Raw genomic sequence first — 21,953 nt, 5'->3', positions numbered from 1 at the left:
TCGCCTGAAATGATCGAAAGGCGTCGTTTGTGATTGTGCTGTTCTGTTTGAGTTGTAAGTCGCACTGAATTCGCGTTGAATGACTTATCTGCAGTCACCCACATTCAATGATTTTCAGCGACCACAAACAGAAAGCAAAACGATGCGAATTGTCTCTGTCAGTATCCTTCAGGTATCACTCTTATTTGCGACCCTCTCAAGTTTCGGATCAGCACTGGGATATCTGGCTTGGCCATTGATGGCACAGCTAGTCATGTTGCTGGAAAATTTACACGTGATTTCCAGTGGATCATTTAGTTTCAGCTTCTCAGATATCCAGTGGACAATGTCAATTCTTTTTTCAATCTCTACTTTTTTCACTACATTTTTTGCGTCAGCATTTGTCGCAACTCTTTTCAATTTTCTGGCACCGACTTTTGGCGGATTGAAAATTGGAATCGCAGATCCACAAGGCATGAATTTCCAGAATTTGGAAATTGAATAAGTTTTGTGGGAGTGTATTAAGCAGAGACTTAATCGAGATTCTTAACTCAGTGCTGGAAATGAAATTACTTCATCCCGGCATCTTCCATCTTCTGGTTATTGTCTGTCCAGATACCGCCACTTGTTGAGCCGATTTGTCTTACGGTTCCTATAACAACCAGTAAAATTGCTGCGAGCATAACGGCATATTCAACAGCTGTGGGACCATCTTCATCGCGAAGAAATGAGCGAATTGTTGATAGAATTTTCAGCACAGACGATCCCCAATTTTGAAAGCTTCGTTTAAGCCTAGGTCGGGAAAATCGATTGTCAAATTGTTTATTGTGAATTTTAAGAACAAAAACCGCCACGGAACCTTATGGTTTCCGTGGCGGCTTAATCGCAGTAACACTTATTGGTAAATTACGAATCGAGTTCGCCGAGTTTCTCTGCAACCTCTTCGACATGACCATCAACTTTTACTTTCGGCCAGATCGCCGCGAGCTTCCCTTTTTTGTCAATCAGGAACGTGGCTCGCTGAATACCCATGCTTTTTTTGCCGTAGTTATTCTTTTCGACCCACACGCTATACTTCTCGGCGATTGCATGATCTTCATCAGCCAGAAGCGTAAATGGGAGATCAAACTTCTTACCGAACTTCTCATGCGATTCGACCGAGTCGCCACTGATACCCAGGATGACGGCATCGAGTTTATCAAACTTGGGGAGATTATCTCGAAAGCCACAGGCTTCTTTCGTGCAGCCCGGCGTGTCATCTCGCGGGTAGAAATAGAGAATGACATTCTTTTCGCCTTTGAACTGACTGAGGCGAACTTTGCCGGCAGGATAAGCAGGCAGATTGAAAGCGGGTGCAGCTTTGCCAACACTGAGTGTGCTTGTTTCGCTCATTTGAGGATCTTTCATATCTTGGGTTAGTCTCAAAGATTTGAGTTCTCTTTATGATAGTCACCCAGACCAGAACAGCAATCCTCAGTTGTGTTGTTCTGAATTACTCCTCAACTTGATCCCGCAGCCAATTCAAATAATTGAGGGAACCAGTTGCGATATCGAGAACGACCACAGCCGGGCAATCGTAACTATGCAGGGTTTCAATTCGTGCGATGACTTCACGAGAGTGATCAGTCGTTGTTTTCACCAGTAGAACCGCCTCCTGAGCCATTTCAGTTTGCCCCTGCCACTGATAAATCGACTGCATCCCCGGCAGAATATTGACACAAGCAGCCAGCCGTTCATGGACCAGCGTCTTCCCTATTGAGGTCGCTTCCTCGACTGAGGACGTTGTGCTGTAGATTAATTGGCAACCCGTTTGAGACATAGCGATTTATTACAGTAGGCGGAGGTCAGGCTGTGCCTGATGAATCCATTGTGACAGCGAATTTCGTCAGGCAGCCTGACCTGCGAATAAAAAAAAGAACCACGGATAGCCACAGATTTGCACGGATATTTCTACCTGTGTCGATCCGCATTCATCCGTGGTTCATTGATAATCTAGTTATACCTTAAATGGTCGTCGTTGTATTCGGACTATCCTTAGTCATTGCGGAGATCAGACGCTCAGGATCAAGCGGTTTGGGGAACCAGGCTTCGATACCAGAGTCAACACCCAGGTCTCGTGGAGAGGTTCCACTGACAGCGAAGACTTTCACATTATTAAAGCGGGAGTCGCCACGGATTTGACGAATCGTACTCGGCCCATCCGCGTTGGGCATTTTCATGTCCAGCAAAACGAACTCAGGCAATTCGCCATTGGAAAGCTGGTCAAGAGCTTCAACGCCGTCGGCTGCGGTAACGACATCAAAACCGTGCATTTTCAGTAAGCCAGAGAGCAGAGTCCGTTCGTTTTCATCATCGTCGACAACAAGTAAACGCGGAGCCTTTGAGGAACTGGCTGGCTTGACTTTCGATTTCGCCTGACCAATTGAGGAATCCAGCTTCTGCAATTCATCAATGACACGCTGCATCGTTTTCTCGGCATCACCTTCCATACCGACTTCGGTCTGCTTCTGGAAGAGCTTCAAGCCAAGATTGATGGCGTTCAAGTGATTGCGGAGTTGGTGACGGTCGACACCAGATTCGATATTATTCTGGAGTGCAGTAAAGTCGAAATCATCGCAGGATTCCGGACGCAAAATCGGAACATCCCGGGGAGCTTCAATCCCAAGCTTGACGACTTTCCCCTTGATTTGCAGTACATTGACTTTAATATCAAGGTTTGGGAAAACGATTTGTTGATCTGCACGGCGTGATAATACGAGCATGCGAGCATCCTTTCTCGAATGGAATTAGATCGCTTTTAAAAAATCAGGCGGCCCCACCCTGGCAGTCGCTGTTCCTATACGCGACCAGAGGAAAGCTTGTGGAATTCACTTATAAACTGGATATTTTTCATCCACAAAACTGACCACATCGTATGGTGTAACAACCAAATTTCACTTTGGCAAGCACAATTTTAATAAAATGTCAAGTTGACCTCAGGAATCGCTCAGGGCTAGTCATTTTTACAATTCACTCAATTGGAATGCCCCACAGGAATTCATTGATCCCCTGCTGCTTAGACGGAATTTAAACACGAAGTCCAATGACTCTACTTGCATGCAAACATAGTCAATATCAATTGGAGTACCTGCAACAGGGAGAATCAACGGGTTACTCAATCAGCCGGAGTTGTCAAGAAAAACACAGAGTACGATGGCGGTTCGTTTGAACGAATTAATAATACGATGGGGGAGATTGCTGTCGAAATAGAGGCTGTCTCCGGCACGAAGAATGAGACGCTGTGAATCAATTTCAAACTCAATCATTCCCTGCTGAACCATAAGAAACTCTTCACCATCATGTGCGAGCAGTTCGTCTCTGGCGACTCCTGGCGGAACAGTGAGCAAAAACGGATCCATCATCCTGCTCGGTCGTTTATGAGCCAATGACTCATAAACCGTGGTATTACCCTCACTGTTATTTCGCTCCACGACCTGGCGTTCATCTTTGCGAACCAGCGCGATGGGCGGTTTCTCATCCAGCCCTTTAACCAAATCAGACATAGACACATTTAAGGCAGAACAAATCTGCCCAAGGGCGGGCAACGACGGAGTAACTCGAAAGTTCTCGACCTTGGATAACCAACTGCGGGTCAGGCCGGTCCGCGAGGCAACCTCTTCAAGTGTTAACCTCCGATCCAGTCGTAATGTTCTGATTCTTTGGGCAAGTTCGACGATATTCATTTGAAAATAATATACAAATAACACATGCCGATGCGACTATAAGTCATGCGTTTTCTGTCGTTTCTTTGTAAATTAACATCGCAAAGGCAGCACACTCACCGCACTTGCCAGCAGGGTCGAATCCATAAGTAAACCCCGATCAGCGGAGCAATTCCCCACGTCAACATGTGCTTAAAACGTCACGAATTTGATAGCTGATACCAAAGCCAAAATCGATACGAATTCCTTTCAAATTTATCACCAAGTCTTTGTCATTTCTTAACATGACACCTGTAGATTCTGAGTCACCAATGTTTCTTAGGTGGTTTAAAGACATTATTGTTAACGGGCCTTAATCTTTTCAGTCGATGTCCACTCGTGAAACATATTTATGCATGACCTCAAGTCCACCTCATTTTGCTTTACGGAAGCAACCTACCGGAGAATCTGATGAATTCAACCCGACCTTCACTCAAATTAAGATCTGCATTCACACTTATCGAACTTTTAGTTGTAATAGCGATCATCGCTATACTGGTGGCGCTATTACTACCTGCTGTACAACAGGCACGCGAGGCAGCCCGAAGAAGTTCCTGCAAAAACAATTTGAAACAACTCGGGCTGGCACTTCATAATTATCACGATACGCATAATGTCCTTCCATTTGGATGGGATGAACGAGAGACTGCCTGGTCGGCCATGATCCTGCCGCAAATTGAACAGGGTAATATTTACGACACTCTGATCTGGGCGGAATCGGGAGCTGGTAACTGGTCGTCAGGTTCTGCTAACCAGACGGCAACTGAAACAGTGATTCCCACATATCGTTGCCCAAGCATAGCCGTAAAAGAACATATGGATTTTAATGGAATCGCCCGTCGCGTTCCTGCCAGTTATCGCGGCGTCGCTTCTTCTGTTGCAGCCTCGGACGATGCAACATCTTTGCCGCCTGGAGCTACTGTTGCTTTAGAGATGGCTAATCTGGACGGTGCATTTTATGGCATCAGTTCTACGTCATTCAAAGACATTGTCGACGGACTTTCGAACACAATTCTGATCGGTGAATCTTTCACCGATCCAGAATTTGGCCGAGATGGCCAGGCAATGGATTTCTGGCAAATTGGCGCCCCTCAAACGGGTGGCTGGGTCGCCGGTGGTACAGGTGGGTCAGAGTTTACTGAAATCTGCGGATCGACCTGGGCACCGATTAATGCTCATCTCAATGCCAGTTATACAGGGCATGAAATCGAGACCTCTTTCGGAAGTTATCACTCTGGAGGAGCCCAGTTCAGCATTGGAGATGGGTCTGTCAGATTCATTTCAGAGAACGTCGATCTGGGGCTTTATCGTGGATTGGCTACGCTCAAGGGTGGCGAAGTCAACGGTGATTTCTAATTTCAACTGAGAGTCATTCACTGTCGGGCAATGGTTGGCTAAACATTTTTATCACAAGTTTAACTTTACCGCAGATAGGTTTTGATAAGAGCGATGAGAACAATTATTTGCACTCTATTCTGTTCACTGTTCGTTTGCATTTCAGGTTGTGGTTATGGTCAGGCGACTCCCAACTATGACATGATCGATCTGATTGACGTCAGTGGAAAAGTCACATTTGACGGTCAGCCACTCGCAGGAGCCGTTGTCAGTTTTATCGATGAAGCGAACTCGCGAATGTCTTACGGCATCACGAATGCTGACGGTAAGTATCAACTACGGTTTGACCGTCAGAAAAATGGAGTCACTCCCGGGAGCAAAATTGTAAAAGTGAGCACTTCAACAGTCATCGAGGGAGTCAACGATTCTGATGTGGTGATTGATGAAGAGACGGGAGAGCCGAAAGCCAAAGAACTTATTCCTCCGCAATACAATGTGCAATCGGAACTGAGAGCCTTAGTGGAAGAAGGCAAAGATGAGTTTAATTTTACACTGATGAGCTCTGCTCAATAATTTTCGATTCCGCAATGATTTAAATTCTAGAGATAATGAAAGCTGATGATGTCTGTAAAGAAGCTGGAAGTTTATACGAGAAGAGCTTTTACCTTAATCGAGCTTTTGGTCGTCATAGCGATCATCGCCATCTTGGTGGCATTACTGTTACCGGCAGTTCAGCAAGCCCGCGAAGCGGCACGGCGAACGTCTTGCAAGAACAATCTGAAACAGCTGGGTACCGCCATGCACAATCATCTCGATACTCATGGTTCGTTCCCTCCCGGTTACGTTTCTTTTACTCCAAGTGCAGATCGATTCCGTACAGGAGGCTGGCAAACCGGGATTAATAAAATTGGATTCCACTGGGTTTGCAATATTTTCCCATTCATGGAGCAGCCAGCTCTTTACGATCAGGTTTCAGCCTGCAATAGCGATTTGCTTGGTGACCCGACCGATGAGACTTCCAATCCGAGCGACCATTGCGAAAGCAATACAAACTTTGGAAATATCGGGCGCAATCAGTTGAAATTTATGCTCTGCCCTTCTCATCCCAAAATCAGAAATAATTTTTCCAATGGCTCCTACGGTCTTGAATCTTTGGCTAAGGGAACTTACGCGGTCAGCTGGGGAACGGGGAATATGCTTTCCTGGGAAAATTCACAGACTCGTGGTGCATTCGGTTGTTACTTTGTGAGCGAAAATGAAATCGCGCCACTGCATGGTGGATCAGGTGATGGATTTCAAGCCAGACATGGGAATTCCGATGCTGATTTTGTTGATGGCATGAGCAATACGGTCATTATTTCAGAGCTGAACGTTGTAGATGACACCAGAGACCTGAGAGGTGTCTGGATGAATCCGGGCATGGGAGCTTCGATCTTCTCTGCGGCTAATAACCCCAACTCAACAATCAATGACATCATCGCCTCCTGCGATACCACCCTTGACTCCGATGACATCATGTACTGTGGTTCAACTCAAATCACAGATGATGAAACAGTGACGGCCGCGGCTCGGAGTTATCATCAGGGAGGTGTGAATGCCACACTGGGGGATGCTTCTGTCCGATTCATTTCCGAAAATATCGACCTTGGGATCTGGCAGGCGTTGAACACGATTAAAGGCAATGAAGTCATTGGCGACTATTAATTGATTTACTGGATTTCTATTTTTATCGAGGAGAAAGAAAATGAATACAAGAAAACTACACACTTATACGAGAAGGGCGTTCACCTTGATCGAACTATTGGTCGTTATCGCGATCATCGCCATTTTGGTGGCTTTATTGCTGCCAGCCGTTCAGCAGGCTCGTGAAGCGGCTCGAAGAACGTCCTGCAAGAACAATATGAAGCAACTGGCAACAGCTCTGCACAATCATCTCGACACTCATGGTTCTTTTCCTCCGGGATACGTGAACTATGATGAAAGCGGAAATCGCTACCGCACGGGAGGGTGGCAGGTCAGCGTTAACGAGATGGGATTCAACTGGGTTTGCAATCTGTTTCCATTTATGGAACAACCCGGTCTACATGATCAGATTACATCCTGTAATGAAGATATGCTGGGTGATGCAACAGATCATACCGCAAACCCAAGTGATCACTGTGAAGCTTCTGCTACATTTGGAAATATTGGTCGCGATCAATTGAAGTTTATGCTCTGCCCCTCACATCCTGCGATTCGGGAAAACTTTTCCAACGGGACTTACGGTTTGGAGGCGTTGGCCAAGGGAACGTACGCTGCAAGTTGGGGAACCAGCAATATGCTATCCTGGGAAGACAAGGACACCCGTGGAGCATTTGGGTGTCATTATGTGGATCAAACAGAGATTGCCCCAGCAGTTGGTGGATCGGGAGATGGTTTTCAATCAGGAAAAGGGAATTCTGATGCCGATTTTGTAGATGGGATGTCGAATACGGTCATTCTTTCCGAGTTGAAAGTTGTTGACGATGCGACAGACCTGAGGGGTGTCTGGATAAATCCCGGCATGGGAGCCTCGATTTTCTCAGCTGCTAATACACCAAACTCAAAAATCAATGATATTATCGCCTCCTGTGATACGACTCTGAACTCCAACGACATTATGTACTGCGGATCTACAGAGATCACCGACAATGAAACCGTCACTGCTTCAGCACGCAGCTATCACCAAGGGGGTGTTAATGCGGCTCTGGGAGATGCGTCAATTCGATTTATTTCAGAAAATATCGATTTGGGAGTCTGGCAAGCTTTGAACACAATTCGTGGAAAAGAAGTCGTTGGAGAATATTAAGATCTCCTGCTCACTCCAGTAATGGCTAAATTTTTTCCTTAGTAATAAATCGATACCTTAGTCCCTTTCAATGGGCGGGGCTGCTAAGAGAATGCGAGCCTCGCCCTCGTTGCTGTTTATTTTTTTCTCACGTCAGTATTCAAATTTATTTCCATGAGAATCGAAATCATGCATTCGACAATTATTAATTTCAAAACATTTTTCGTGACCTGCGGCTTTGTTAGTATGCTCTTTTCAGTCGGTTGCGGTAGTAATTATCGCGATTCCTTAAGTGCCTCTCAGGAAGTCAATGCGACCATCGCCGCGCTGGGCGATGCGGCTATGGAAGACAGCTCTTTTGCCAGTGTCTTTGTCGCTGGGACATCTCCAGCCAATCGTAAAGATTATGCAACCTGTAATTATGAAGTGGTCGGTGAGCCATCTATTTCTGGCGACGAAGCAACCGCAGAAGTCCAGGTGACCACAGGTGTCAGTGACGGGAGCAATTCGGACAAGCCAGCCAAAGTAGATTCGGGTAAGCAAGAAACCCGGAACGTCACCTGGAGTCTGTCCAAAGAAGGCGACGAGTGGAAAATCAAGGATGCTCCTCTCGAATAATTGAGGCTCCTTTCGAAGACGCATTCTCTCATTGAGCAATTTGTGGCGATGTTAAAATCATTCCAGCAGAGAATCCTCCGGTTGATATTGCTAGTCGTTGTACTGACCGGTACGGGTATCCTCTGGCTTTCTCGCAGCTCTCCTCAGGGTGCTGATTCGGAAAAACCACATCAGAATGCGGGCTCTGTAAATCGTGCTCGCGAGCAATGGGAAACATTGCTTGCGACACAATTTGCAGGGGATGCGGCATGTGTTTCCTGCCATCCGAACGAGTCGGCTGCTCATCAGCGTTCCGGACATTCGCACACTGCGTTTCGAATGGATGAGTCTGAGCTGGCTCGACGTCTCATGGGAACGACTTATCAAGATGCCAGCGATGGCCGAAAAGTTGACTTCGCTTTAGAGGACAAAGGCTTTGTTGCGAAGGTGTCTGGTCAGGAAGAAACGGTCATCAATCGCGTTGACTGGCTGTTAGGATCGGCCACTCATGCGCAAACTGCGGTCAGTATTTTAGAAGACGAGAACGCAGGCCTGGAACATTGCTGGACCTGGTTTACGAATCACAACAAACTGGGACGAACGCCGGGGCAATCGGATTATAAGCCGCATGGAGCTTCGATTGATTCTTGTGGTGGCCGAGACATGTCTGCGCAGGAAGTGACTGAGTGTTTCGGCTGCCACATGACATTCGGCCCTGCTCCCGGTCAAACACTCTCGGAGGTCAACTGGCAGCCGAATATCAGTTGCGAACGCTGCCATGGCCCGCGTCGGTTTCACTCCGAGGCGGCTTTGGTTGGTCAAGCTGAACAGTATAAACCGATGGTGAATCTCAAAGATCCTCAAGTGGAAATGAAGTTGTGTGCCCAGTGCCATCGTGATCAGGTGGATGCGAGTACGCCAGAAAAAGACCAGATCCGTTTTCAACCTTTTCGGCTAAAAAAGGCACGCTGCTATCAGGCAGGTCCCAGTTCGCTCACATGTACTACTTGCCATGACCCTCACGATCAAACTTCGCATAATATCGAGAGATATCAGAAAACTTGCCTGAATTGTCATTCACAACCTCATCAGAGCCAGTGCGACAGAGATCAACAGTTGGATCTCGCGACGGACAATTGCATCAGTTGTCACATGCCCAAACGGGAATGGAATAACGGGATTGAATTTGTCGATCATTGGATTCGCGTTGTCCAACAGAAAGAAGGAGAGAAATAATGGCGACCGCAGTGGCCTCTCCTGATTTGACTTCTCCAGAATATCAGAATCTCGAAAACTCATCTCGCACCAGTGATCAACAAAAATCAAAATACCTGGTTGGCTCCTGGTTTGATCTGATTTTCATCTGCAATTTGTACTGGCCTTTGATCTTATTGATTGATGGTTGGGGAGGATTGCGTGCCCATGAATCTTTATTGTTCTGGCAAGTTTTTTTCGTCACAACTCCACATCGATGGATCACTCTGTTTCTTGTCTTTGGAGATCGGGAAAAGTATGCCCAGGGAATCAATAAATATCTGATCGTGACTCTGCTAATTGTGGGAAGTATGTCCTTGCTGTGGCTATCTGTCGGATCGTTATTGTGTCTGATGGCTGTCGATTATGTTTGGAATGCCTGGCATTTCGCTGCTCAACATCATGGAATCTATCGGATTTATTCTAGAGGGCAGTCCTCAAGTAATTCGATCTGGCCACGTTGCGAGAAATGGTTGTACCGCAGCTTTATCCTGTATGCCATTGCCCGGGTTGCAGGCTGGAGTTGGAGTAACGAACAAACTTCCGAATGGTTATTCCAGCTTGATTATCTCATGCTTGCCATTCCAGTACTGATCGTGATGCAGCAGTGGATTGCAAGCATTGGTCACCGCTGGGCAGAAAGCTGGACTGGGGCATTGTACACAACAAGTGTGATGACTCTCTTTACCTGTTTGCTGCTTGCCGTCCACATTCAATCCGAAAAACTGGTACTGCAACTGGCACTGGCTTCGGCACTCTTTCATGCGGTGGAATATCTCGGCATCGTCAGTTGGTCGATGCAGTCCACTCGCGTTGTCAAAAGAAAAGATCTCTTCGGGTATGTCGGCTCTCGTTGGATTGGCTATCTGGTGGTCTTCGTGATCGTGCTGGGTGCAGGAGCCTGGGTGATGGAGCATGGAGCCGTCAAAATCTGGGCGGCGATCAATCTCATGGTTGCGTTTTTGCATTACAGTTTTGATGGCATGATCTGGAAAAAACCACGTCAGGCAAAGGTCCTTTAATTTCCTCCGAATCATGATAAGTTTGCTACTCAACATATTGATTCTCAGCGTGGCTGGACTCAGCATTGCGACGTTGCCCCAAAGCATTGGAGCAATCGTTTTTGTCAGCTTGGATCATTTTCTAGTCACACTCATTGCTGTCTGCCCGCTCGCTTTATTCAGCTTGAATGCCTTGCCTAAGAATTTTCGCCATTGGTTCAACTGGCTTTTCACCGTTCTGGCTTTGATTGCGTCATTGTGCATGATGAACAAAGTGACTGTTTCATCTGAGAATGGCCTGAATCAAGCCTCTCTCTTATTCGTACAGATGTTGATCGCCTGTATCCTGGCTGGCTCACTGGGAAGAAATCTGCCGTCGCTCATCAAAAGGCTTCAATGGCAATCAACAGATAATGAGAACACAGCAATCAAACTGAAGACACGGCTTGGAATTTTTTTACTTGCAGCGACTGTGATTCCATTCATTCACTCCCAGTTTCTGGTGACTTATCATCAAACTCAATTTCAGGAGGCGATGAATCATCAGCGAATTGAGAAAGCGAGAGTCTACGCTCGCGACTGGAGTCGACTCGCTCCACAGGCAAAGTGGAATTCTCTGAAGGTTATTACTTTTTACAAGGATCTACAAAAACAGTGTGATGCTCTGAAGCAGCAATTATCGCGTTTTGGCTCAGAAGTTCGACCCGACCAGATTGGTGCACGAATTCAGATGCATCTTCATTTAGATCAGCATGAAAATGCGATCGAGCTCATCCAACCACTTCTCAATTCTTCGCAGGCTGCACTGGCTTGGGACACATACGGTTTAATCTTACAGCGAGAAGGAGAATGGGGGGAAAGTCTGGATGCGTATTCGATTGCTTTAAAACTCTGGCAAAACAAAGCAGGCAATTCGCAAGCAAGCGCGGGACAGACCAGTGCTTATCGAGGAATTGCCCTGGCCGAGAAACAGATCGGAAAAACGGAGAAAGCCGAGGCTGCTTATCAGAAATTGATCGCCCTCGCCCCTACAGCAGAAAATCATTTTCTCCTGGCTCGCTTCTATGAAGAAAAGCAGCGCAGCGAGTTGGCAATGAAACATGCCACTCGAGCAGCAGCACTGGCTCCCGACCAGTTTACTGAACCCGCTCAAAAATTAATCGACATGATGAAAACCTCTCATTTCGGATGTTTCAGAATTTATAGAAGTTCTCAGCCAGGAACATCTTTACAATAGCTACTCGACAAGGTTGACGAAGATGACATGCAATCTGTCTTGTCGAAAACCTTTCCTGTTAGTTATCGTTATTTTGAAATCAGGATGGAAAAGTATGTCATAAGTTGGATGGTCTCGGATGACTTTTCGAACTTCCGGGAGGATCCAGCGCGTGTTGAAATTTGTCTTGCTTGGTAGTGATTACTGTCATCGAAAAGGTGGCCTGAGAAGTTCTCCATTGTTTCAATTTTTACTAACCTTCTATTCAGATCGGGAAGTGTGCACACTTCAACAGCAGCAACTGGATCCTCGACGGATTATCTCTACTGAATTCCTGTTGATTGAAACTCCAAGTTCGCTCAGTCAGGAAAAATTACGTGGGATCCGCTATCAAAAAGCGATTGTTTTTGATGATTCTGACAGCTGGTGGTTAAACGAGAGTGAAGAACAGCAGGAGTTTTTAAGTTCACTCACAGATTTCGCCGTGAAATCACATGTCGATCGGACCTGCCAATACCCGTTTCGCATGGGAACTTTGCCGCTGTATCGCAAGAAGAAACTGCAACAGTGTCTGAAATACAAAGCCTGGAGAGATGCACTCTTTGGAAAGCATAACAGAAAAGATACAGACCTCTTCTTTATAGGTGCCCCAACAAGGCTGCAGAGAGTCCTAGACGGTCCCAATCAGGATTACAATCAGCGTTTGGAATGGCTCTCTCAAGTGATGACGGAGAATTTCCCTTATCGTTTTGTTGGCGGACTTGAGTGCTCCAACCAGGAGCTCATCAAACAATTTGGAAACGATGACGGAGATTTGAGTCCGTATCTTGTTTCTCAAAGATATAACTTTTACTCGTACTTCCGTCAGCTTTGTCGTTCCAAAATTGCGTTAGTGCCAACTGGCTTTTCCCGCTGGACTTATCGGCATTATGAAGCCGCGTATGCAAAATCGGTAATGCTCTCAACTGACATGTCGAACATCGAATTATTCGTGCCGCTGCCTCCGCATCTGATCAACGTGCCCGACCATGCTCCACTCTTACCTTATGTTGAGCAGGGCCTGAAGATTTATCATGATCATCCGGAATTGCTGGAAAGCAACATTCAATTCCTGGAACAATATTACGAGCAGGGTCGATTCTCTAAACGCCGTCCCAAAGCTCTCGAACGATTTCTTGATCAACTGAACCCCGGTTTTAATGCCTGTCTGACAAATGCACAACGTTCTCCAGAGCAGCATCAGAAAACCAGTTGAGAACGCACTTGTTGAACACAAGAGGAATTGTCGATTCTTACATCTCACTCAAGCGGCTTGATTTTTCTCCTGAGGCATCACAGGACGCTGCGTGACGGTTCCGTGCTGAACTTCAATGACGGTGTCGACGATAGCGAGCACAGAGGTTCGGTGAGTGATAAAGAGCACTGTGCAATTATGGGTATGTTCGCGAATAGCCTGCAGGATGAGATTTTCACTCGGCAGGTCAATCTGACTTGTCGCTTCATCCAGAATCATGATTTCCGGATTTTTGAGAAAAGCCCGCGCCAAGGCAATTCGCTGACGTTGACCACCACTCAGCTTCTGACCATTTTGTCCGACCTGAGTATTGTATGCTTCTGGAAGTGAAGCAATAAAGTCGTGGGCAAAGGCTTTGCGAGCAGCATCTTCAATTTGCTCCTGAGTCGCGTTGTCCTTGCCGTAAGCGATGTTGTAGGAAATCGTTTCGTTGAACAATTCGGTTTGCTGAGTCACCAGTCCAATACGCCCCCGCAAATCGTGCAGGGAGACTTCTCGAACATCGAGATCATCAATCTTCACGGCTCCAATTTGGGGATCGTAAAATCGACAAAGCAGACTCGTTAATGTGGATTTCCCTCCACCGTTCGGCCCGATAATACCCACCTTCTGCCGATAGGGAATTCTCAGATTCACATCTCGAATCACATATTCTTCACCATGATACGCAAAATGAGTCTTCTCGAAGACAATTTCCTGATGTGTTTGCGGGAGTAGTTTGGGTTGAGCAGGATTCTGTATGATTGATTTCTTATCAAGCAAGCTCTGCAATGCGTCCGCTGCGACGATACCATTTCCGACAACACCAAAAAGGCCGGAGATTTTGCGAATCGGGTCGCTGGCTCCAATTAACAGGCAAAAGAAGACGAGCATTGCGGAAATACTCATCGGCCGATCCAACAATTGAATTCCCCACAAATGGGTTTCCTGCTCGAGCACCAGATACGAACCGGCCAGCATCGCAATGGAAACCATGCTCAGCCCGAAAAACTCAATCACTGGCTTGGCAAGTTCGTTATAAAATGTAACGCGCATACTGACTTGCATCATATTTTTCGTCGATGCCTGGAATCGTCTTCGCTCTGCTTCTTCCATGCAATAAGACTGGACGGATTGAATACAATTCAATGATTCAAGAATCACATGATGCATCCCCGTCGATTCCGTAACGAGTTGTTGTGCAACTTTACGAACCGATTTAATAATGGCGACAATCAGGAAGACAACCAGAGGAGTGACGATAATGCACACTAACAGCAATCGCCAGGAAATGAAGCAGGCGGCCGTCAGACAGGAGATGATTTTAAGTGGTTCACGAACGACACCACTATAAAACCCGATGATCCCCTGCCCCATCATTTCCGACATATGCGTGATATGCGCCATGATTCCGGCACTACCGTAAGTCGCAAACGTTCCCCGATCCAACTCCAAAGCATGGTTAAATACTTTGAGACGTAGACTTCGTGTGACTTCATTAGAGACATAGGAAATGAGCATCATATTTGACATCAGAAATAGATGCTTCAAAGCCGTACTAAGCAGCAACAGCACCACAAACATACCAATGGTCGAAAACGCGGTTTTCGGGCAATACGCTTCAATATAAGGCTGCAGCTTTTTGTGATATGCCAGCGATTTGACTTCAGCCGCTTTGAGTGAATCTAAGCGAGACTGATTCAACCGATATTCTTTAAGACTGTCTTCATTCTGATTGGCCTGCTCAGCCGCTTGCAGAGACTTATTATTCTCCGCGATTTCAAGTTCATAATTCGTGATCGCAAGCTCTGACGCGTCAATTTTATTCGCAGACCATTCCCGCAATGATTGGCCATTCAGCGTGACTTCCAGAATCGGAAAGAAGGCACCGATATTAGCACTCCAGAGGGAGGCCACGCATATTGAGCAGATGAGACTGAGCGCCAGTAACCATTTGTACCGGAATGCCTCTTTGAGGCCATTACCAAAATTTTGCATCCTGCAAAGCTCCAATTGGCGACACAAGAAATGTGAAGCCAAAACCACCGAATCCTTCGGTATTATTAACTATTTTAACATACTCGAAAACGTTACTTCAGTGAACAAATCTCGCTCACCAGAAAGTGAATCTCTGCCTTCAATAGCACGGAAATCATCTAGTATCGATTTTAGATTTATATTAGCATTCATTTCGTTCACGCCCAAGATCAAAATTAATCAGTCTCCAAAGGTCGCCGAGTTGATTTCTCATACCCACTCCCATGAAGATGCTTCCCTAAAGAATCCGCAGGTAAGCATCCTGATTCCTTCATGGAACAACCTGAACCAGCTCAAAATATGCCTGCAAAGTATCGCTGAGCATAGCCGGTTGTCATATCAGGTGATAATTCATGTTAATGAAGGTATCGACGGAACTCTCGAATGGCTTATGGAAAATGGAGTTCAATACACTCATTCCCAGGAAAATATAGGAATTTGTTCAGCAATCAATCGAGCATATGAAAAAGCCACTGCGGATTACATTATCTATCTCAATGATGATATGTATGTTTTGCCCGCGTGGGACCTTCATTTAGTCGAGGCTCTCGAACAGGCAGATCCAACAAAGCCAGCTTATGCATCGGGAACAATGATTCAATCCTATGCAATTTCTGCAAGTACAATCGTTGCGGACTATGGAACCAAAGTCGAATCGTTTGCCCAGACGCAACTTCTCCAGGATTTTCATGCTGGAAAATTCATTCAACCAGACTGGAGTGGTGCGACTTGGCCACCGAGTTGCATCCATCGTCGATGGTGGGAGATGGTTTTCGGATATAGCGAGGAATTTTCTCCCGGGTTCTACTCGGATATCGATTTCTCGATGAAACTCTGGAACAGCGGCTGCCGACGCTTTCATGGAGTATCCAAGAGCCTGGTTTATCACTTTGGCGAGCAGAGTACGAAGCGTATCCGAGGGCTTAAAAATAAGAATGTGAAGCAGGCTCGAATCCGCTTTCTACAAAAGTGGGGTATCCTGCCTTCGACAGCTGTTCGTCATTACCTAAAATCTGGTCAACCTTTTCAGGAATGCCTGCCCGAACCAGAGTTGACAATCGATCACGCCCGCGCGCGACTGATCTCCTTCTATTATAGCAGTCATAAAATTTCACAGGATCTTCTGAAATATCTCGGTGTGAATGTCAATCAGGAATCCAATCAGTATCAGAATGAGACTGAATCTACTGCTAAAGCTTAACTCAATGAATATCGATGATAGAGGTCGACGGAATAAGACTCGCTCACTGAAGCAAAACATTTCCCCTCATTGAATATCATCAGGCGGCACTGATTTTGCAGCTTTTCCCATTCTCTGCAGAAATTCCAGGGAGCACGAGCTGTAATGTTTTCAGAATGGCATTAGACGAATAATCTCGTTCCACTGCCTTGAGGGCTTCCTGCTGAATCGCATACCACAAATCATCTTCCTGCTGTAATCTGAGGCAACAGTTTGCAAACTCCGCAGGGGTATCAGCCACCAGCAATTCTCGTTCGTGACTCCACCCCAGTTGTTTCGTCAGCACACTGGTAGCGATGACCGGCACACCGTGAGCGGCTGCCTCGATAATCTTCAGGGGAATTCCAGCGGCAAACTGTGTCGGAGCAACAAAAGCACGAGCAGAATGATAGACCTCACTCAAATCTTCCACCCGCCCCAAAACCTCACATCGATGAGAGCGACAGTATTCCTGGGTTTGATCGAGCATCATTCCCGCAATTGTCATCTGAGGAAATTGTCCGGACTGATTTTCAATCGCAGGGAGAATTTCTTCACAAAGCCAAACCAGAGATTTCGCATTCGGACTCCTCATATCGTGCACAGCACCAACAAACAACAGCCCTTTTCGATCTGCCACATCCGGGATAATTTTGACCGTAGAATGAGCATGACTCAGGACATGCACTTCTTTTCCCTGATCGCGAAATAACTTCGCCTCACCGGCACTGACGGCCAGGACCACATCGGCTTTTCCGACGATGTGCAGTTCCTCTCGCAACATTTTCCGCTTTTGTTCTTTTGAAACATCCACACCGGAAAGTCGCAGTCTCTCAATCTCCCGAATGGTGAAAATCGCTTCCGCGTCGTAAATAATTTTTGTCCCTGAGAGAATATCCGGCTTCTCTGCCAGAATTGCATTCAGTTTTTCCATGTTATGGGGCCGACTGATAATCAGCGACCCGTAATGTTGCTGCCGTTCATTTAGAAAATCGACCAGAGAAGGACAAGAGCCCCCCTGCACAATTTCAACATTGCGGGGTAAATCCCGATAAGCAGAATTCCAATCTTCCTGATTATTGGTCATCACAAACAATGTCACTTCGTAGCCAAGTTCGACCAGAGAATGCACCATCAGGTTGGAACGGGGAAACCCGGAACCTAGCTCTGAGTGTGGAATCTGATCCTCAATAAACAGAACCCGCCGATTTTTATCATTGGGAGTTCGGGCCTGCAGAATATTTTCAGGCGAATTTCCAAGCTGTTGCGACAGATAAGCACGATTTCTGGAGACAAATCGACTCCGGTGAGCTACCTGCAATTTGATAGCCGCATCAGAAGATTTGGAACTTGCAAACTCATAATGCAACACAACAATACGAGGGTCGTAAACCTGCCGTAATCCCGCCTGATTCATCCGGCTGGCCAGATCGACTTCTTCGTAATAGGCAGGAGAAAACCCCTCATCGAAACCATGGAAACGATCAAAATCTTTTCGTCGCATTAACCAGAATGCAGCCGAGCAGTAGTCGACAGTCCGCATAAACATGGCTTCATAGAATTCCACATGTTTTCCGCGGGAGTACCCCAGAGTTGAACCATCCGACCAGATCATCGAACCGGCTTCCTGAAGAGTTCCATTCGGCAGAATCAAACGTGCACCAACGCCTCCGATTCCGGGATCGGATTCCAGATCCTCAATTCCAGTTTCAATAGCTCGACTAGTCAACTGAGTGTCATTATTGAGCAAAAGGGTATACGTTCCCTGCGAGGCTTCGACTGCCCGATTCACTGCCTGAACATAGCCAACATTCTTTTCTCCACGGATAGTCACAACATTATCGAGACGATCGAGTAGAGAATTCGTCAGGTCTGTCGAACCATTGTCATAAATGACTACTTCAAAAGGAGTCTGAACATTCGCCAAAATTGATTGCAGACACTGAAACGTTAACTCGGCTCGATTGTAGAGTACGAGGATAATTGAAACGACAGGCTTATCTGGAGCGTCGAACACCAGCTTTGAAGAACTGGTCAGAAATGCATTTAGCTGCAATTGTGCCGCGTAATCGATGGCTTTTTGAGGGTTGAACTTGCCTGATAATGGCACAGTCCATACGACTTCTGGTGCATTATGAAGCTTCTTGTTCCTCATTTTTCTAAAGAAATGCTCGATCCGTTTTCCTGCTTTTTGCAACGGAGAACATTTATATAGAAAACGAAGCCGATTCCAATAACTCTTCAAGCCTGAAGATTTCCCCATCCGATCGATCCTTCAATCCTGCATAGGTTTTCAGTCGACCTGCCAAGACTCCCTGACTTGTTCGCGATCTCTGAAATCATTTCCCCGCAGGAATTTAACTGACCCTCGCGTAGCGCACAAGTTGACTATTGAAGAATCACTGAATTCACAACTTATTTGACAGCCTGGCGAAGATCCAATTCCAGATCCAGCCATTTCCCATTGATTTCCTGAAACTTCATGTCAGGCAAAAGCATGTTCGGATCAGGTTGATTCGAGTGCAAAATCCATCCTCCATCACTCTCAATCCAGTCGGTCTCCGGATTTGTCGTAATTTGACTGGTTGTCTCTGGCAGCAGTTCCCAGATTAACCTGCCCGTCTGCTGCTCATAGAGTCTCACCCCGTTCACCTTGAACGTCACAGGCTGATCACTGGGATCTATTCGAATTTGCCCGTCAACTAAAGGCTTGGGAAAACTGAAGCAAAGTGTTTGACGATCAAACTCTCTCCAATACCGCTGTGCGTGTTCTTCACTGTAGGATCCCGTTTTATTGGGCAAATAGATCACCCAATGTGTAGGATTGGCTTGATGCTGGATCGCTGCGGATCCTGCTGACAGGAAAAAGTTTCGCATCAGACGAGGATTCGCTTCCCGCAATGATTCGACTGCCCTTTCCTCTGAGAGCAGCTCCTGCATCTTCTGAAATCCCTCTCGACGAATTCCCGAGTTCATATGCTGAGCAGCGAGATTACAAATCAGATAACGTCGCCAATACGACGTATCCTGCGGCAACCAATCACAAAGTTCAGGAAAAATTCCCGTCGCTTCTTCCACAGCAGGTGTGGACAGAAAGTGCTGGTAAATACTGGAGATCTCCAGTGCATTTCGATTTCTGCTGGAAACCGAATCTGCACTCAAATTCCGCTGAGCAGGCAGCACGCGTGTTGCGGTCAGTTGCTCAGGCAGAATCCAGATTTCATATTTTAAACAAATCCGAATCCAGAGATCGAAATCGGACATCTGAATGAAACTGGGATCAAACCAGGCAGTCGAACTCTCAGTAAGTGCAGAACGTCGAATCATCGCACTCGAGAAACAAAGACAATTCCCATACTCAAAAAACCATCTGAGCCATTCATGACGTGTGCGATTCGTCTGCTCAAACAATCTTTGGATTGGATGAGATTGATGGGGTTCCCCGTTCTCATCAATGCACCGAGTATGTGTGAAAATCGCCCCTGCTTCGGAGTGACTTTCAAGATAATCGACCTGTTTCGACAATTTTCCAGGCAGGAAGGCATCGTCGGAATTCAAGAACGCAATGTACTGTCCTCGGGCCTGTTTCAAGGCATAATTTCGCGGATGATCCTGCCGATTGATTGAAAAATAATGGCAATGAATTCGCGGATCGGAATATTCTGACAGAACGTCTCGTGTTGAATCCGTCGAGGCATCATCGACAATGAATAATTCCCAGTCGGTCAATTCCTGAGCAAGGACACTGTCGATGGCCTCTGCAATATATTCCGCATGGTTATAGGAAGCCATGATGATAGAAACCATCGGGGTATCGCTCATTCGTTATCCTTGCGCTTCTGAAAACTCGATCGCCAGAAGTGCTGAAAGTGTGCTCCTCAATTCATTAGTAATGATATTCGTTTTCCCCAACCATTGAGAAAGCTGAGAAAGCGAGACCCAGCGATGAAAGGGACTCTCCGGCACATCTTCCGGATTGGCCCAGAGAATTGCATACTCACTGATACATTGATCAAATCGCCCACCTTCTTCAGAGTTTTCAAAGCTCAGCAAGGGTGTGGTCACACCAGGCAGGTTTTTTGCATAGCCTGATTCTTCAACCGATTGCGCTTCTACAGATTCTGCCTGAATCGTTGTCGTCAACTCAAATCCCTGTCGATTCCCAGCCTCCAAGCGGGCTTGCAACAACAGGTGCAAAGAACCGTTTATCATCCCAACCAATGTTGTCAGATTAGTCGGTTGACAAGAGGCAATAATTGGCTGATCCCACTCAGGTATCTCCCGCGTCAGACATTGCACCGCGATGTGACGCATAAAGAAGGCGTGACTATTCGAGGTTAAGTTGCCATCATCCCATTTCCAGGAATCTGTTAACTCAAGAATGGGAATGTGATGTCGATCCAGACTCCAATTCTGATTGAGGTTGTCCAGCCAATTCTGTAAGTCGTTCGACTCATGATAATTTCGAGTAGAATTTAGCGAATCCACAAGATTAAGTTGCCCCCGCTTCAATCCCATCTCGGTCAGGAATTTCGGATCCGATAGCAACCAGCAGGCCAGCACAGAGCGTGCATCTGTATTAATGAGATGGCTATGCCCCAAAAGCGAAAAAAGTCCAGTCAAAGAGACCCACCGGTGATCGGAACCAGCAGGTTGGAACGTCTCCGAATGTCTCACCACACGATTGCAATTCCGTTTGCAAAAAAATCGACTGTTTTGCTCGGACTGCAACTGATCATAGAACACCGTATCCGAATGCAATGCGTAATTCAGATAGGAGACCGGCTGGCCCTGATGGACCCGTTGATAATTACTGCATGTCGCCTGAATAGAGGGGGCGAATTGTACTCCATTCACATTTCCCGGCTCTGCTTTAGCTTGCAGCAAAATCTCCCAGGAATTGGATTGGTTCGACACGAGAAAACACAACATGCCAACTTCGGATTGATCAATCATTGGCTGCGAAACGTGGCGTTGCTTGGCTATGTCGTAGTAATTCAAACCGATCATACGGAAATAGCGATTCGAATCATGGGAAATAGCTCCGGAAGAATCCAACTGCCATTCCTGAGATTGGGACAATCGTATTCCCTGAACATTCAGCTGAGAGAGGACTGTTTCCTCTTCCCTCCAATTGAGAAGATCACAGAGAACCGAATTCATTTCAATTAAATTTTGAGATACTGAAGGAGGAGGATGCAAAGCGAACTTCATAGGGCATTCCTTTGCTCTAAGATGATAAAGCTGCCAAATTCAACATATTTGTGTAAATATAATGAATCTGATCCGAACGATCTATACAGGTTTCTGGTGAAGCATGGCTTCATAATTTCATAAAGGTAGACTGATTCCGTAGGACTTACCCTCAAGCCATTATTTTATTGCAGACGACCTTGTTCCAGGTAAAACAAATCAAGGATTATGAATTCTTAAGTCATAATTTTAATGGATTCCCTGAACATTTGAGAGAAACCAGTGAGCCATGGTTCTCTCATC

At 46.3% G+C, this 21,953-nt stretch carries 20 protein-coding genes; 10 read left to right on the top strand and 10 right to left on the bottom strand.

What is annotated here, in order from left to right; genetic code table 11:
* Positions 1 to 168: 168 nt before the first annotated feature.
* The 6 genes from Pan54_RS04275 to Pan54_RS04250 all read right to left on the bottom strand — a co-directional run bounded on the left by Pan54_RS04275 (position 169) and on the right by Pan54_RS04250 (position 3,701).
* A complete protein-coding gene (locus Pan54_RS04275) occupies positions 169 to 456 on the bottom strand; it encodes a hypothetical protein (protein ID WP_146502331.1) in 288 nt (95 codons plus the stop codon).
* Between the two features lie 92 nt (positions 457 to 548).
* The gene (locus Pan54_RS04270; protein WP_207310034.1) at positions 549 to 737 is read right to left on the bottom strand and encodes a Flp family type IVb pilin; all 189 of its coding nucleotides are present in this window, start codon (positions 735 to 737) and stop codon (positions 549 to 551) included.
* Between the two features lie 148 nt (positions 738 to 885).
* Positions 886 to 1,371: a thioredoxin-dependent thiol peroxidase gene (bcp, locus tag Pan54_RS04265; protein WP_146502330.1), complete on the bottom strand. Its 486-nt coding sequence runs from the start codon at positions 1,369 to 1,371 to the stop codon at positions 886 to 888.
* Positions 1,372 to 1,471: 100 nt separating this feature from the next.
* A complete protein-coding gene (gene cutA / locus Pan54_RS04260; RefSeq protein ID WP_146502329.1) occupies positions 1,472 to 1,798 on the bottom strand; it encodes a divalent-cation tolerance protein CutA in 327 nt (108 codons plus the stop codon).
* Between the two features lie 184 nt (positions 1,799 to 1,982).
* Positions 1,983 to 2,741, bottom strand: a complete 759-nt coding sequence (locus Pan54_RS04255) for a response regulator (protein ID WP_146502328.1) — start codon at positions 2,739 to 2,741, stop codon at positions 1,983 to 1,985.
* Positions 2,742 to 3,137: 396 nt separating this feature from the next.
* The gene (locus Pan54_RS04250; RefSeq protein ID WP_146502327.1) at positions 3,138 to 3,701 is read right to left on the bottom strand and encodes a helix-turn-helix domain-containing protein; all 564 of its coding nucleotides are present in this window, start codon (positions 3,699 to 3,701) and stop codon (positions 3,138 to 3,140) included.
* A 429-nt stretch (positions 3,702 to 4,130) separates the two neighbouring features.
* Between Pan54_RS04250 and Pan54_RS04245 the strand changes: the two genes are divergently transcribed.
* The 9 genes from Pan54_RS04245 to Pan54_RS04205 all read left to right on the top strand — a co-directional run bounded on the left by Pan54_RS04245 (position 4,131) and on the right by Pan54_RS04205 (position 13,183).
* Positions 4,131 to 5,075, top strand: a complete 945-nt coding sequence (locus Pan54_RS04245) for a DUF1559 domain-containing protein (RefSeq protein ID WP_146502326.1) — start codon at positions 4,131 to 4,133, stop codon at positions 5,073 to 5,075.
* A gap of 93 nt (positions 5,076 to 5,168) precedes the next feature.
* Positions 5,169 to 5,627 carry a carboxypeptidase-like regulatory domain-containing protein gene (locus tag Pan54_RS04240; RefSeq protein WP_146502325.1) on the top strand — a complete coding sequence of 153 codons (459 nt, stop codon included), beginning with the start codon at positions 5,169 to 5,171 and terminating at the stop codon, positions 5,625 to 5,627.
* Positions 5,628 to 5,672: 45 nt separating this feature from the next.
* Complete coding sequence (locus Pan54_RS04235; protein WP_146502324.1) at positions 5,673 to 6,758, top strand: DUF1559 domain-containing protein; 1,086 nt, start codon at positions 5,673 to 5,675, stop codon at positions 6,756 to 6,758.
* Between the two features lie 40 nt (positions 6,759 to 6,798).
* A complete protein-coding gene (locus Pan54_RS04230) occupies positions 6,799 to 7,881 on the top strand; it encodes a DUF1559 domain-containing protein (RefSeq protein ID WP_146502323.1) in 1,083 nt (360 codons plus the stop codon).
* 168 nt (positions 7,882 to 8,049) lie between these two features.
* Positions 8,050 to 8,478 (top strand): hypothetical protein, encoded by a 429-nt coding sequence (locus Pan54_RS04225; RefSeq protein WP_146502322.1) that lies wholly within the window; start codon positions 8,050 to 8,052, stop codon positions 8,476 to 8,478.
* Between the two features lie 48 nt (positions 8,479 to 8,526).
* Complete coding sequence (locus Pan54_RS04220) at positions 8,527 to 9,693, top strand: multiheme c-type cytochrome (RefSeq protein WP_146502321.1); 1,167 nt, start codon at positions 8,527 to 8,529, stop codon at positions 9,691 to 9,693.
* The gene (locus Pan54_RS04215; RefSeq protein ID WP_146502320.1) at positions 9,693 to 10,733 is read left to right on the top strand and encodes a hypothetical protein; all 1,041 of its coding nucleotides are present in this window, start codon (positions 9,693 to 9,695) and stop codon (positions 10,731 to 10,733) included. Before Pan54_RS04220 ends, Pan54_RS04215 begins: the two co-directional genes overlap by 1 nt.
* A gap of 49 nt (positions 10,734 to 10,782) precedes the next feature.
* Positions 10,783 to 11,949 (top strand): tetratricopeptide repeat protein, encoded by a 1,167-nt coding sequence (locus tag Pan54_RS04210; RefSeq protein ID WP_165441573.1) that lies wholly within the window; start codon positions 10,783 to 10,785, stop codon positions 11,947 to 11,949.
* 151 nt (positions 11,950 to 12,100) lie between these two features.
* A complete protein-coding gene (locus Pan54_RS04205) occupies positions 12,101 to 13,183 on the top strand; it encodes a hypothetical protein (protein WP_146502318.1) in 1,083 nt (360 codons plus the stop codon).
* A 48-nt stretch (positions 13,184 to 13,231) separates the two neighbouring features.
* On the opposite strand, the gene Pan54_RS04200 is transcribed toward Pan54_RS04205, so the two are convergent.
* Positions 13,232 to 15,199, bottom strand: coding sequence for an ABC transporter ATP-binding protein (locus tag Pan54_RS04200; protein WP_146502317.1), 1,968 nt, complete (start codon positions 15,197 to 15,199; stop codon positions 13,232 to 13,234).
* Positions 15,200 to 15,440: 241 nt separating this feature from the next.
* Between Pan54_RS04200 and Pan54_RS04195 the strand changes: the two genes are divergently transcribed.
* Positions 15,441 to 16,439, top strand: coding sequence for a glycosyltransferase family 2 protein (locus tag Pan54_RS04195; protein WP_207310033.1), 999 nt, complete (start codon positions 15,441 to 15,443; stop codon positions 16,437 to 16,439).
* A 79-nt stretch (positions 16,440 to 16,518) separates the two neighbouring features.
* Here the strand turns inward: Pan54_RS04195 and Pan54_RS04190 are convergent, their stop codons facing one another.
* The 3 genes from Pan54_RS04190 to Pan54_RS04180 form a co-directional block, all read right to left on the bottom strand.
* Complete coding sequence (locus Pan54_RS04190; RefSeq protein ID WP_146502315.1) at positions 16,519 to 18,720, bottom strand: glycosyltransferase; 2,202 nt, start codon at positions 18,718 to 18,720, stop codon at positions 16,519 to 16,521.
* 152 nt (positions 18,721 to 18,872) lie between these two features.
* Positions 18,873 to 20,279: a glycosyltransferase family 2 protein gene (locus Pan54_RS04185; protein WP_146502314.1), complete on the bottom strand. Its 1,407-nt coding sequence runs from the start codon at positions 20,277 to 20,279 to the stop codon at positions 18,873 to 18,875.
* Between the two features lie 3 nt (positions 20,280 to 20,282).
* Complete coding sequence (locus Pan54_RS04180) at positions 20,283 to 21,620, bottom strand: NDP-hexose 2,3-dehydratase family protein (RefSeq protein ID WP_242631441.1); 1,338 nt, start codon at positions 21,618 to 21,620, stop codon at positions 20,283 to 20,285.
* Between the last annotated feature and the right edge of the window lie 333 nt (positions 21,621 to 21,953).

It is taken from the genome of Rubinisphaera italica, from assembly GCF_007859715.1.
Classification (GTDB): domain Bacteria; phylum Planctomycetota; class Planctomycetia; order Planctomycetales; family Planctomycetaceae; genus Rubinisphaera; species Rubinisphaera italica.
This window is presented reverse-complemented; position numbering and strand designations above follow the sequence as displayed.

What these genes read in the sequence shown, in the direction of transcription:
- Pan54_RS04275 (WP_146502331.1), bottom strand. Translation starts at nt 456, where the DNA reads ATGCCTTGTGGATCTGCGATTCCAATTTTCAATCCGCCAAAAGTCGGT.
- bcp (WP_146502330.1), bottom strand. Translation starts at nt 1,371, where the DNA reads ATGAGCGAAACAAGCACACTCAGTGTTGGCAAAGCTGCACCCGCTTTC.
- cutA (WP_146502329.1), bottom strand. Translation starts at nt 1,798, where the DNA reads ATGTCTCAAACGGGTTGCCAATTAATCTACAGCACAACGTCCTCAGTC.
- Pan54_RS04255 (WP_146502328.1), bottom strand. Translation starts at nt 2,741, where the DNA reads ATGCTCGTATTATCACGCCGTGCAGATCAACAAATCGTTTTCCCAAAC.
- Pan54_RS04250 (WP_146502327.1), bottom strand. Translation starts at nt 3,701, where the DNA reads ATGAATATCGTCGAACTTGCCCAAAGAATCAGAACATTACGACTGGAT.
- Pan54_RS04245 (WP_146502326.1), top strand. Translation starts at nt 4,131, where the DNA reads ATGAATTCAACCCGACCTTCACTCAAATTAAGATCTGCATTCACACTT.
- Pan54_RS04240 (WP_146502325.1), top strand. Translation starts at nt 5,169, where the DNA reads ATGAGAACAATTATTTGCACTCTATTCTGTTCACTGTTCGTTTGCATT.
- Pan54_RS04235 (WP_146502324.1), top strand. Translation starts at nt 5,673, where the DNA reads ATGATGTCTGTAAAGAAGCTGGAAGTTTATACGAGAAGAGCTTTTACC.
- Pan54_RS04230 (WP_146502323.1), top strand. Translation starts at nt 6,799, where the DNA reads ATGAATACAAGAAAACTACACACTTATACGAGAAGGGCGTTCACCTTG.
- Pan54_RS04225 (WP_146502322.1), top strand. Translation starts at nt 8,050, where the DNA reads ATGCATTCGACAATTATTAATTTCAAAACATTTTTCGTGACCTGCGGC.
- Pan54_RS04220 (WP_146502321.1), top strand. Translation starts at nt 8,527, where the DNA reads ATGTTAAAATCATTCCAGCAGAGAATCCTCCGGTTGATATTGCTAGTC.
- Pan54_RS04215 (WP_146502320.1), top strand. Translation starts at nt 9,693, where the DNA reads ATGGCGACCGCAGTGGCCTCTCCTGATTTGACTTCTCCAGAATATCAG.
- Pan54_RS04200 (WP_146502317.1), bottom strand. Translation starts at nt 15,199, where the DNA reads ATGCAAAATTTTGGTAATGGCCTCAAAGAGGCATTCCGGTACAAATGG.
- Pan54_RS04190 (WP_146502315.1), bottom strand. Translation starts at nt 18,720, where the DNA reads ATGGGGAAATCTTCAGGCTTGAAGAGTTATTGGAATCGGCTTCGTTTT.
- Pan54_RS04185 (WP_146502314.1), bottom strand. Translation starts at nt 20,279, where the DNA reads ATGAGCGATACCCCGATGGTTTCTATCATCATGGCTTCCTATAACCAT.
- Pan54_RS04180 (WP_242631441.1), bottom strand. Translation starts at nt 21,620, where the DNA reads ATGAATTCGGTTCTCTGTGATCTTCTCAATTGGAGGGAAGAGGAAACA.